Annotated in this window: 9 protein-coding genes and 1 pseudogene; 7 read left to right on the top strand and 3 right to left on the bottom strand. The window is 39.7% G+C overall.

Annotated elements, in window-relative coordinates; all coding sequences use genetic code 11:
- Positions 1–3: 3 nt before the first annotated feature.
- Entirely contained in the window at positions 4–810 is an 807-nt protein-coding gene (xthA, locus tag QMA00_RS10830) for an exodeoxyribonuclease III (RefSeq protein ID WP_076920979.1), read from the bottom strand.
- Positions 811–1,041: 231 nt separating this feature from the next.
- Between xthA and QMA00_RS18950 the strand changes: the two are divergent.
- The 4 genes and pseudogenes from QMA00_RS18950 (at position 1,042) to rluB (ending at position 3,804) form a co-directional block, all read left to right on the top strand.
- A pseudogene (locus QMA00_RS18950) lies at positions 1,042–1,473 on the top strand (exonuclease III).
- A 201-nt stretch (positions 1,474–1,674) separates the two neighbouring features.
- Positions 1,675–2,196, top strand: a complete 522-nt coding sequence (locus tag QMA00_RS10815; RefSeq protein ID WP_290157201.1) for an EF-hand domain-containing protein — start codon at positions 1,675–1,677, stop codon at positions 2,194–2,196.
- A 151-nt stretch (positions 2,197–2,347) separates the two neighbouring features.
- A complete protein-coding gene (scpB, locus tag QMA00_RS10810) occupies positions 2,348–2,938 on the top strand; it encodes an SMC-Scp complex subunit ScpB (protein ID WP_290157199.1) in 591 nt (196 codons plus the stop codon).
- Complete coding sequence (gene rluB, locus QMA00_RS10805) at positions 2,935–3,804, top strand: 23S rRNA pseudouridine(2605) synthase RluB (RefSeq protein WP_290157197.1); 870 nt, start codon at positions 2,935–2,937, stop codon at positions 3,802–3,804. Before scpB ends, rluB begins: the two co-directional genes overlap by 4 nt.
- Positions 3,805–3,865: 61 nt before the next feature.
- Here rluB and QMA00_RS10800 read toward each other — a convergent pair whose 3' ends face one another.
- Positions 3,866–4,612 (bottom strand): YciK family oxidoreductase, encoded by a 747-nt coding sequence (locus QMA00_RS10800; protein ID WP_138593935.1) that lies wholly within the window; start codon positions 4,610–4,612, stop codon positions 3,866–3,868.
- Between the two features lie 207 nt (positions 4,613–4,819).
- Between QMA00_RS10800 and QMA00_RS10795 the strand changes: the two genes are divergently transcribed.
- Both QMA00_RS10795 and sohB read left to right on the top strand, forming a co-directional pair.
- Positions 4,820–7,261, top strand: a complete 2,442-nt coding sequence (locus QMA00_RS10795; protein ID WP_290157194.1) for a VolA/Pla-1 family phospholipase — start codon at positions 4,820–4,822, stop codon at positions 7,259–7,261.
- A gap of 100 nt (positions 7,262–7,361) precedes the next feature.
- Positions 7,362–8,378, top strand: coding sequence for a protease SohB (gene sohB, locus QMA00_RS10790; RefSeq protein ID WP_290157192.1), 1,017 nt, complete (start codon positions 7,362–7,364; stop codon positions 8,376–8,378).
- A 98-nt stretch (positions 8,379–8,476) separates the two neighbouring features.
- Here sohB and QMA00_RS10785 read toward each other — a convergent pair whose 3' ends face one another.
- On the bottom strand, positions 8,477–9,784 hold the full coding sequence (locus QMA00_RS10785) for a dicarboxylate/amino acid:cation symporter (RefSeq protein WP_290157191.1): 1,308 nt from the start codon (positions 9,782–9,784) through the stop codon (positions 8,477–8,479).
- 185 nt (positions 9,785–9,969) lie between these two features.
- Here QMA00_RS10785 and QMA00_RS10780 point away from each other — a divergent pair, with 185 nt between their 5' ends.
- A complete protein-coding gene (locus QMA00_RS10780; protein WP_290157189.1) occupies positions 9,970–12,681 on the top strand; it encodes an Ig-like domain-containing protein in 2,712 nt (903 codons plus the stop codon).
- The last annotated feature ends 169 nt before the right edge of the window (positions 12,682–12,850 follow it).

The following is a 12,850-nucleotide window of genomic DNA, read 5'->3' as shown; positions in this document are numbered from 1 at the left end:
TCGTTAATTAAACTCAGACCAAATAGGGGCATGATCTGAAGGCTTGTCGATAGCACGTAATTCGTAATCTATACCGGTGTCGATACAGCGAGCTGCTAAGTCATGCGTTGCCAAAACCACATCAATCCTTAGTCCACGATTATCAACAAAACCCTTAGAGCGGTAGTCAAACCACGAGTATTGATCGTTAGCTTCTGAGTTTTGCTCCCTAAAGGTGTCTTTAAAGCCCCAGTTTAATAACGTTGCTAGCCATTCACGCTCAACGGGTTGAAATGAACATTTTCCGGTTTTTAACCAGCGTTTTGCGTTTACCTCACCAATACCAATATCTAAATCGGTTGGAGAGATATTAATATCGCCCATTACAATTACATCTTGATCAGGCGTGTAATGACTATTTAGGTGAGTCATTAAGTCTTGATAAAATTGACGTTTATAAGGGAATTTAGTTTCGTGATTGATGTTATCGCCTTGCGGGAAGTAGCCATTCATGACATGCAGGTCACGGCCATTTTCTTGCTCTACGGTAACGCTGATCATTCGCTTTTGCGACTCATCTGTGTCGGTGGAAAAGCCTTTTAATACCGACTTAGGCTCTTTTTTGCATAACATTGCCACACCGTAATGCGCTTTTTGTCCATGAAAATAAACGTGATAACCCATTTTTTGTACATCGTCTAGCGGAAATGCTTCATCGTGCACTTTGATCTCTTGAAGACCAATAATATCTGGCTGGTGTTTATCAATAATAGCTTGTAACTGATGTAGGCGAGCACGCAGACCATTGATATTAAAAGAAATCACTTTCATAAAGTTTACCTTCAAATTTATTTTCATTGTTGGCTAAATTGTATCAGTATTTGGAGCGACATAACATGACTGAAACGAGAAAATAGCTGCACAAATGTTGATCAATTTTTGCTTAATGTTTAAACGTTGTAAATGCAATATTAAACAATAAAATATTCAATTTATATGTTTAAACTTGTCTATATAGTGCGCAAAAATCGTATGTTTAACTCGTTCAAATAGGACCTCCTAATGAAAACTCAATTACTTTTAGCCGCCTCTCTTTTTGTTTCTGTAACTGCTACTGCGCAAAGCAATACGTATTACAGCCAAGACAACAAATTAGAGTCTAACTTATGTGTAGTAAGCGCCAATGAGGGGTTTTCAGCTGCTCGTAAAATGGCAGCAAAGCACGGTGTATATTTATCACGTTATTCAAAAAGTATCCTATGTAACGGTCAAGACATCCGTGACATTGCAAAAAAAGAAGAAGCAACGTAATCAGTTGTGTCTAAAGTAGAAGTATTTGCAAAAGATTCACACCAAGAAACACAGTTATGTATGACTGCATTAAAGCAAGGCCTACAACCAGTACGTAAGCAAATTGGTAACTTAAATTCATTAAAGTGTAATGGCCAAAGCGTTACTGATTTTGTTAAGCGTTACCAAAACGCTGCAATCTAAATTACCGTTTTAGATATAAATAGCTCGGTTCTTACCGAGCTATTTTTTGCAAAAATTACCAGAGTAGCTTGCAAAAATTGCATTATTGAATATCGCAATAGAAGTTGTTTTTGGTTAATTGTTTGATTTTAAAGGTTTATTTTTTTTGGCATCGTATTTGTATTACTAGATTTGAAATTTATTAATACAAGGATACGTCTGATGAAAAAATTAACGATAGTTTCTACTGTTTTAGCCGCATTGAGTTTAGCAGCTTGTTCTTCTAATCAAGGTTTAGAAAAAATCGACAGTGATTTTGCAAGCTTAGATAACGATAGCGATGGCTTTATTTCTAAAATAGAAGCCGACGATGATAGTATTTGGCAGCACTTTTCGAATATAGATACTAATATGGATAATCAAATAAGCCGTAATGAATATGACGCTTATATGCAGCTAAATGCTGGGAAAGTTGCTACAGATAGTGAAGTGAGTGAGTCTGCATTTAAGGCTGATATTGCGAAGTTTGATAAAATAGAAAATGACTTTAAAAGCTTAGATAATGATAGCAACGGTTTTATTTCAGTTTCTGAAGCTGACGATGATGATATTTCAAATCATTTTGGTTACATGGACAGCAATAAAGATAAACGAGTAAGTAAAAAAGAGTTTAATAGCTATATCCAAAAACATGGTGATTCTGTTGCAGAGGACGATGCACTTGAGCAATTTAAAAATAGCTAAATTACATTATTAAATACACTTGATACCAAGCCAGTGTTTTTCACTGGCTTTTTTATACCTATAAAATGTTATTTTATTAATATGTTTTCCTAGTTTGCCGTTGTTCTGTCATAATAGATGGCTGTGTGTTTTTATTAACTTTAGAGTGATTATGGTTGGTCGGCGAATTAGTGATGAACAATTAATTGAAATCATTGAAGCGGCGATTTTTGTGGCAGGCAAGCCCGTATCAAAACGTCATCTTAAGAACACGGTTTTAAACGACTTAGCAATTTCTATGGCGCGCATTAATGATGCTGTAGAGGCCATTCAAGTTCACTATCAGACGCGTGGAATACGTTTAGTTGAGGTAGGCAGTGGCTATCGTTTTCAAGCGTGCAGTAGTTTAAGCCCATGGTTGAGTAATTTATGGCAAGAACGTGCCCCTAAATACTCGAGAGCTTTACTCGAAACCCTGTCGTTAATTGCATACAAGCAACCCATAACCCGTGGTGAAATTGAGCAAGTGCGGGGTGTAGCAACTGGCTCAAATATTATTAAAACTCTGCTTGAAAGAGAGTGGATTAAAGTAGTTGGGCATAAAGAAGTACCCGGTAAACCGGCACTTTATGCAACGACTAAACAATTTTTAGATTATTTTTCGATAACGGGACTTCATGATTTACCCGCATTGCCAGAGCAACAGCAAAGTAAAATTACCCAGTTATTAAGTGATCCTTCTGTGAGAGAACCATCCGAATGAGTATACAAGGTGAAAAGTTACAAAAAGTCCTAGCCCGTGCAGGTGTAGGCTCACGCCGTGAAATGGAAAAATACATTGATGCAAATCGTGTGAGTGTAAATGGTAAAGTAGCTAAGTTAGGCGACAGGGTTGAAGAAACCGATTTAATTCGTGTTGACGGCCATACCGTTAAAATAGAGGAAAAAGCAGACAGAATTTGTCGTGTAATTATGTATAACAAACCAGAGGGTGAGTTAAGTACGCGTAAAGACCCTGAAGGCCGTAGAACCGTTTTTGACCGCTTACCTCGTGTTGATGGCGATCGTTGGATAGCAGTAGGGCGATTAGATGTGAATACGTCAGGGTTGATGCTTTTTACCAATGATGGTGAATTAGCAAATCGCTTAATGCACCCGAGCTACGAAGTTGAACGCGAATATTCAGCTCGTGTATTTGGTGAAGTGACTGACGAAACAATGAAAAACTTACTTCGCGGTGTAGAACTTGAAGATGGCCCCGCAAAGTTCACTGGTATCAAGCCTATGGGCGGTGAAGGCATTAACCGCTGGTATAACGTAACGCTTAACGAAGGTCGTAATCGTGAAGTGCGTCGTTTATGGCAATCACAAGATGTGGAAGTATCGCGCCTAATTCGTATACGTTACGGTAAATTAGAGCTTGATAAGCGTGTACCGCAAGGTGGTTGGATTGAGTACGATTTAGACACAGTTAACTATTTACGTAAAACAGTTAAACTTGGCAAAGAAACACAAACTAAGCTGTCTGTTATTCCTGAAAAGCGTAAAGACAAGCGCGCTAAAATAAACCAAATTCGCAAGGCGGTTAAAAAGCACAATCAACGTGTAAAACCGACTAAACGTAAGTAATTAAAGCATAAAACAACAAAGCCGCTTTTTATAGCGGCTTTTTTACGTTTAAAACTAAATATTATTTTTTAACTTGTGCGTCTAACGATTGACCATTGATATCTTTTGAGTCATCGCTCATTAAATACAGATAAGTTGGCATTAAATCTTCAGGTGTTGCGAGTAGATCTCGATCTTCACCTGGGAATGCACTTGCACGCATTGATGTTCGGGTTGCGCCTGGGTTAATACAGTTAACACGGATTGGCGTTTTTTCAACTTCACACGCCCATGTTTGCATCATACCTTCTACTGCAAATTTAGAAATTGCATAAGGTCCCCAAAACTCTCTTCCTTTACGACCGACACCCGATGAGGTAAATACCACTGAGGCACTTTTTGATTTACGCATGACAGGGAATAGCGCTTTAGTGATCATCGCTTGTGCGGTGACGTTTACTTTCATCACATTTTCGAATGTTGATGAACAAAAATGCTCTAACGGCCCTAAAGTACCTAAAATACCAGCGTTATTTAATAGTCCATCAAGGCGGCCAAATTGACTTTCGATAGTTGCAGCTAAATCTCGATAGTTCTGCTTAGTTGCACCTTTTAAGTCCATAGGCACAATCGCTGGCTGTGGGTAGCCTGCATTGACGATTTCGTCATACACACATTCTAGTTTATTAGTTGTTTTTCCTAATAAAATAACGGTTGCACCATGTTTAGCATAGGTAATAGCTGCGACACGGCCGATACCATCACCTGCGCCTGTGATCAAAATTACTTTGTCTTTAAGTGCGTTTTCAGTTGCTTGATAGGTATGCATAAAAGTACCAATGTTTAAATTTTTTTTGATTTTAACATAGCAAATCGACAAGTAATCGAATTTATTACAAATTTAGGTGGCGAAACTAGAAAGTTTACGTTAAGTTTAACTGGTCTAATGTCTCATTAATATACTAGCTACATTATTTTAACTTAATTACACTGACTATAAACACACTATAAAAATAAGATTTGTGCGGAGAACACTATGAAAAAAATGCTACTCTCGCTCTCAGTTGCAGCTGCATTAGCAGGCTGTGGCGGCGGAGAAACGTTAGAAGATGTTAAAAACGATTCAGTTACAGTTATTCCAAAAGCTACGGTAAAATTTGACCCTGCAAATGGTGTAATTTCGGTTCCTAATGATTTATTGATGAGTGGTACGCTTGATGGCACACTCAATATTCCTGGGGAATTAAATGATGAGAATGTTTCTATCTCTCGAGCTGAATATGCAGATCCGCAACTAGCAATAGGCGCACTTGATGGCTGGTCTACTCAAGTGCCATTCAAAATTGATCTAACCTTTCCACCGGGCATTAGCCTTGATCAAACGTCTGCAGCTTCACCAGGCTCTGTACGTATTTTTGAAGTGATCATGGGTGCAAGCTTAACTGATGCCGAATGTTCGCAAGCACCAGCCGGTGCAGCATGTAAATTAGTAGGCGAATTGACCTTTGGCGTGGATTTTATTACACAAGGCTCTGGAGACGCGGTTGCAATTGTCCCACTTAAGCCTTTTAAAGCCGGTAGTTCATACATTAATGTGCTAACGACTGGACTGAAAGATTCACAAGGTCGCTCAATTGAACCATCATCTACTTATGCAACAGTTAAACAAGAAGCGCCTTTAGTAACGCCATCACAACTTGCGCTGCAAGGGGCTGTTAATAGCTACGAAAACGTAGTGGTAAGCTCTGGCGATATTACTAAAGACGATATTATTTACTCGGCTGCTATGACAATGCAATCAGCAGGACCAGTGCTTGGCACGATTAAAAAGGTTTTAGCAGCAAGCTTAACAGAGCCAACAATTCCAACGCCTACGTTGCAAATTCCAACTCAGCCAATGACTAATGTACAAGTAGCGTTAGCATCACAAAATATAACAGTGCCTGACGTGTTCCAAGCTGCACAGTATCAAAAAGGTAACATTCAATTACCTATGTATTTAGGCACGCCTGAAGGTAAAGAGATCAGTGATTTAAATGATACTTACTGGCAAGCTATGTGTGATAACGCAGTAGCTGTTATGGGTTATAAAGCACAAAAGGGAGAAGATTTTCCTGCTGATCCAGTTAGCACTAACGATGCAATGTGTGCAGCCTTAAGTGATGGCCGATTGCGTGATTTAGGTGAAGGCTTAGACGTTACACGTCATCTAACGAAATATAACTCACTTCCTAAAGTGCAGAGCACGGCAACTGTGCCAGTACAAATTACCAAACCGATTTTACCGGTTGTTAATGCGTACCGTTCAGGCTTAGGTTTAGAGCCTTTTGCTGCTATGCCAGAAAATGGCTGGCCAGTGGTTATTATGCAACACGGTATTACCACACAAAAAGAAAGCATGTTGACACTAACAGCACAGCTTTCACTTCAAGGCTTTGCAACGGTTGCAATTGACCATCCTCGTCATGGCGAGCGTGGAATAGATGTTGATGTTGATGGCACAGATGACTTTAACGCAACATCAGGCTCTGTACTTAGTTACATGAACCTAAGCTCGTTATTGGTCGCCAGAGACAGCTTACGCCAGTCAAGTGCTGACTTACTTGGTTTACGTTTAGGCTTAAACTTCAGTGGTGATAGTTCACTCAATTCTAGAGATGTATCTTATATTGGCCATTCACTGGGCTCAATTGTAGCGCCTGCATTTATTGCACAAGCGAATAGCCCATTGGCTGATCAAGTAGACCCACTCTTTAAAGTTAATGCTGTTGCATTGGCAAGTGGCGGTGGCGGTATTGCCAGCTTCTTATTAGAGTCAGCCGCGTTTGGTCCATTTATTCAGGGCTCTGTACTTTCTCAAGCTGGAACTGCTGAAGCTGACGAGTTTAATGCATTCTTAAATGCTGGTGCGTTATCAAACTGTGGTGCCTTGTTACCAGACATGCAGGACTTCTTAAGCTGTGGCTTTAATGAATTTGCAGCATCGCTAACGATGGCGGGAGAAACCGATAAACTTGCTAATATAAAGGGCGTAATGACGCAGTTTGTATTTGCAGCACAAACAGCATTAGATAGTGGCGACCCAACCAACTATGCAGCAACGGTTAAAGCACTAGAAACACCTGTATACATGAACGTAGTGGTAGGTGATGGCACAGATAATAACAAGCCAGATCAAGTTATTCCGCCGATGACTGCTAACAACCCAATTGCAGGTACACTGCCTCTAGCTAACTTCATGGGGTTAGAAACAGTGAGTACATCTCAAGCACCAACAGAGATGGGCTCTAGCTATTTAGTTAAATTTAACACAGGTCATCATGGCTCGGTATTGACACCGGCGCAAGATGAAAGGCAGTCGTCTACAGCAGCGGGCAGCGCAGCAGCTAATGCAGAAATGCAATTTCAGGTTGCAGCTTATTTAGCATCGCGTGGACGTTTGTTGTCAGTACGAGATACTAATGTTGTGACTAATTAATAATCAACCATTCAATTAAGTACAAAAAGCCACTATTAAGTGGCTTTTTTTTGCGTTAAAGCATGCTAAATTGGCTGAAATTTATAAACGGAGAACACAGTTGGAATTTTTATACGAGTACGGCTTATTTTTTGCAAAAACCATTACCTTTGTTATTGCTATTGCTGTGATTTTAACCTTAATTGTAAGCTCGGCTGTTAAGCCAAAAGCGAAAAAGGGTGAGATTGAAATTGATGACCTATCAGAGCAGCTGACCAATATAAAAGAAAGCTTTTTAAATAATACGCTAGGTAAAAAAGAGTTAAAAGCCTATCAAAAACAACAAAAAGTAGAACAAAAAAAAGCTGAAAAAGAAGCCCCTAAATCACGACTCTATGTTATTGACTTTAATGGCAGTATGGACGCACATGAAGTAGAAAGCTTGCGCGAAGAAGTGACCGCGATAATTTCGATAGCGGATGCAAAAAAAGATAAAGTGTTAGTTCGCCTTGAAAGTGGTGGTGGCGTGGTACATGGCTATGGTTTAGCCGCATCACAATTACAACGTTTAAAGTCAGCTGGTATTGAGTTGACAGTATCGATAGACAAAGTCGCCGCCAGTGGTGGTTACATGATGGCTTGTGTTGCAGATCATATTATTGCCGCACCGTTTGCAATTGTTGGCTCTATCGGTGTGATTGCACAAATTCCAAACTTTAATAAAATTTTAAAGAAGAATGACGTAGATTTTGAACAAATTACGGCGGGCGAATTTAAACGTACACTCACACTCTTTGGTGAAAATACAGATAAAGCCCGCGAAAAATTCCGCGAAGAGATAGAGCAAACCCATGTGTTATTTAAAACCTTTGTTAGCACGCAGCGCCCAAGTTTGAATATGGATTTAGTGGCCACAGGTGAGCACTGGTTTGCAACACAAGCTATTGAGAAAGGGTTAGTTGATACCATTAAAACCAGTGATGATGCCTTATTAGAGCAGCAACATCAGCATCAAATATACAAGGTGAAATACAAAATTAAAAAAGGGCTAAGTGATAAGTTTGCAATAGGACTTAGCCATGGTGTGAATAAAGCGGGCGTAAGTTTAATGTCAAAATTTAAGGCGTTAAATCCCTAATAACAAAACTCAATAAAAAAGCCTTGTTACTTAAAGTAGCAAGGCTTTTTTTATAACTAACAAGAGAAGCGGTTAGTCAATTGACTTGTGATAGTCTTCTAAATCTTTTTAGCTGCATTAGGGTCGTTAAAGATATTTTCATCTAATTCACCCTCGCTTTTAGCGACGACACACGTAACCATACAGTCACCCGTTACGTTTACTGCTGTACGGGTCATATCAAGCAATCTGTCTACACCAATAATAATGGCGATGCCCTCAACAGGTAAGCCAACTTGGTTAAGTACCATGGCTAGCATAATTAAACCAACACCAGGTACACCCGCCGTACCAACAGAGGCAAGCGTTGCAGTTAGTATCACCATTAAGTAATCAGAAATAGTTAAGTCAACACTAAATACCTGAGCGATAAATACCGTAGCCACACCTTGCATAATTGCGGTGCCATCCATGTTAATGGTTGCACCAAGCGGAATAGTAAACGAAGCGACCGAATTATTAGCGCCAAGCTTTTTAGTTGCCGTTTCAAGTGTAATAGGCATAGTTGCGCTTGAACTTGAGGTACTAAAAGCAAATAAACAAGTGTGCTTCATTTTAGCCAAGAAAGTGAGCGGGTTTAGACCCGTGAGTATTTTTAGCAGCAGGGTGTAGTTTACAAATGCGTGTAGTAATAAGGCTAATACAACCACGCCAAAGTACTTAGCTAAACTCACAATTAAGTTTAGTTCAATGGTAGTGAACAATTTAGCCATTAAGAAAAATACGCCGTAAGGGGCAATGTTCATTAGCAAAGTAACCAGTTTTAAGATAACGGTGTTTAAGTCTTCAAATACCGTTGCGACACGTTTACCTGCCTTTCCGCTAAGTGCCATTGCAATACCGAATAATAGAGCAAACACAATTACTTGTAACATGTTGCCCTTTGCCATTGCTTCAAAAGGGTTGGTAGGGAACATATCAATAATTACGCGAGCTAAAGTAGGCGCTTCTTTGGCATCATAACTTGCTTGAGAGGGTAACCCAATACCTTCACCCGGGTTGAATAATAGCGCTAATGTAATTGCCACTGTAATCGCTATTGCCGTTGTAACTGAGTATAAACCAATTGATTTACCGCCTAAACGGCCTAATTTCTTCGGATCGCTTAAACTGCAGGTACCACATACCAGCGATACAAATACTAAAGGCACAACCAGCATTTTCAAACTGGCTATAAATATTTGCCCACCTACATGAAAAAGGCCATCAACAAAAAAGGCTTTAATTGGCAAAGAGAATAACCCAAGAGGAATTAGGTAATCGTCTTCACCAGCTAATATAGCCTGAAATATAAAGCCTACTGCAACACCAAGCACCATACCAATCATGATGCGAGTGGTTAAACTCATTGAACGGATTTTAGACATATTTCCAATCTATTTTTTATAAATTTGGCATAGACTAACAGCATGTAATTTTTTTTACAGAAAAAACGTCAACTTTTTAAAAATTTTTATCAAAAAAAGGAGTAAAAAACTGAGATTTTAGACTAAGTTATAGGTTAATATTAAGTAGATAAGTTTAACTTAGTAATAGCGCAACGGAGAAACCTATGCCTTTAACTCGTTTGCTCAGCATTATATGGCTCAGCACATTACTCATCGCCTGTGGCGGTGGTGGCTCACTGGAAAAAGAAAGTGGAACCGTTGGCGGTGATACTGGAGGCACCGGTGGAGACGCTATCGAACAAGCAATTCAAGTTGAACTTGATTTTGAAGATAGAATTGTTACTGCCGATAACCCGCTAGAGGTGGTTGCAACGGTAACCGGAAGTGATGGTCAACCTGTTGTGCGTCAAGAGGTAAGCTTTACCACAACACTGGGTTCTTTTATACCGGCTACAGGTAGCGCTTTAACAAATTCCAGCGGTGTTGCAACTATCGAGCTTAGCGCGGGTAGTGTTGAAGGAGCAGGAACCATTGTTGCTAGCTACGAAGACGCAACAAGTAAACTTGGCTTTTACACGGCAGGTGATGAGCCTCAATCGAATGACTCAACCGCAAATATTGACATTAAAATTTTACAAAACTGCCCTGATAGCTGGTTAAATATAGACAGAGATTCTATAGAGCTTGATCCATCTGACTGTTCTCAAAATAGTAATTTACTTGGGCAACAAGCTATTGTATACGCAAAAATCACCAAACCTGGCAGTAATACGCCAGCAAGTAATGTACTGGTTCAAGCGACAACAACGCTAGGTATTTTATTACCTGAAAGCTTAACGGCTAAAACGGATGCGTTTGGTGTTGCTATTTTGAATTTATTGCCTGGCAGTAGCTCAGGTGTTGGCCAAGTTGAGTTAACCGCTCAGGGCGGCGTTGCGAGTGCTTTATTTGAAATTAACGCTGTTCAAGTTAATGTAAATTTAAGCGCGGGTATTGCAACTGGTGATGTGTTGTCTGCAGGTTCTACTACTATTATTACCGCTCAGATTGTAGATGGCAGCAATAACTTATTCACCACTCCACTTGAAGTACAATTTACCTCGGCATGTGCTGAAGAATCTACTCCTAGAGCCACTATCGATAGTGTGGTAACTAGCATTGGCGGCACGGCAAGCGCAACTTATAAAGCGGATGGTTGTAATGGTATAGATACGATTACAGCAACCGTGGTTACCGGTGGCAACGTTGCTACTAAAACAATTAATATTAATGTAGCTGCCGCTCAAACGGGTTCAATCGCGTTTATGGGTGTGACCAATCAAGTGTTAGCTATTAAAGGAGCTGGCGGTCAGACTCTCACTGAAAATTCAGAGCTTACCTTTAAACTTTTAGATATTAATGGTAACCCTGTTGGTCAAAAGCAAATTGATTTTGCTCTTTCGCAAAACCCCGGCGGCGCGTTGCTAGACAGTGCATTTCAGTTTACCAATAATGAAGGTTTAGTGACTGTAAATGTCCGCTCAGGAAGAGCCGCAGGAGTTTTATCTGTTATTGCATCACATCAAGTTGAGGCTGGCGACACATCACAAAATAATGTGATTTCTATTGTGTCAAATGACATAACCATTACCACAGGTGTGCCAGATCAAGACAGTTTTACGCTTGCAGTGCAAACATTTAATACCGAGTCATTAAATGAAGCCGGGGTGACAACAGACTTAACTGTATTTGCAGCCGATCACTTTAATAATTTTGTTCCTGATAACACGGCAATTTATATAGCCAGCGAAGGTGGTGCAGTAGGCACAATAGATGATCAACAATTTACACCTTTATTACTTTGTCGCACCATAGATGGTGTGTGTAAAGCGCAGTGGCGTAGCCAAAACCCAATTCCTTATCATTACAGCATTTATAAAAACTCTGTGGCTGATAAGTGTGACCGTTTTTTTGGTCAAGCAGCACCTTGTACATTAGGTATCAGAGAGTCACAACTAGACACAAACGGCAATCTACTTAACTATCTTGATAATAGTGGTAACCCGATATCACTTGCGGATGCGCCAAGTAATGCGCCAATAGATTATCCATTAGGTGGTCGTGTAAGCTTGCTAGCATACTCAGTGGGTGAAGAATCATTTAATGATGTATCTGCTAACGGTGAATTTAATCAAAACGAGTTTGATTCTACATTACAAGATTTACCTGAAGCATTTATAGATTTTAATGAAAACGGTATTTTTGACGGAAATTTCCCCGCACCTGCGAACCCTCTAAATTCTAATGGCGGTGAGGATGAGTGGTATGTGGAGCGCTCTGGTGCACTAAATAATGGTCAGTTTGATTCCGGCGATGGCATTTACAATGGCTTGTTATGTGGTGACGAGGCGCTTGCTGCAAATGCATGTACGCGTGAAACAGTAAATGTACGCGATCGTTCAGAGTTAGTGATGTCTGGAAGTACACCTTACATTAGAGCTGTAACGGCTTTAGATGACTGTAGTTTAAGTGATGGTATTCGCTTAGAAGCTTCCGATATGGCGGGTATGTGTGACATAAACCTTATTGATATTAGCAATTCCACACCTTACAGCGCGATTTCAGTGACTATCTTCTTCAGTGATATTCATAATAATCCATTGCCTGCAGGTACTACAGTTACTGTCACTGCCGACAATGGTGTGTTAAGAGGGTTAACAGATTACACCGTTGTGAATACTGCTCAACAAGTGCCTATCTCTGTTTCAGTAAATATTACAAAAGAGGCTGAGCCAAATGATGTTGATTCTGGCTTTTTATACATCGAATTTGTGACCCCTGGTGGGGTGAAAACTCAATATACCGTGATGTCGATTTTAGACGAGCCTAAGGTTTAAAATTAATAAAGCATAGAAAATGCCAACCATAAGGTTGGCATTTTTGTTTCTATTCTATATATTCCACATCAATTATCCAAAAAACACCAGTTTGTTTAAATTTGCAACAAAAATTGTTTGTTTATTCAGTAAATACTGAAAAGTTTGTATTAAAAGCTTGTAAGAACTA

The organism is Pseudoalteromonas sp. APC 3694 (genome assembly GCF_030407565.1).
In the GTDB taxonomy this organism is placed as follows: Bacteria; Pseudomonadota; Gammaproteobacteria; order Enterobacterales; family Alteromonadaceae; genus Pseudoalteromonas; species Pseudoalteromonas tetraodonis.
Note: the sequence above shows the minus strand (reverse complement) of the source record. Positions and strands in the feature narration are given on the sequence as shown.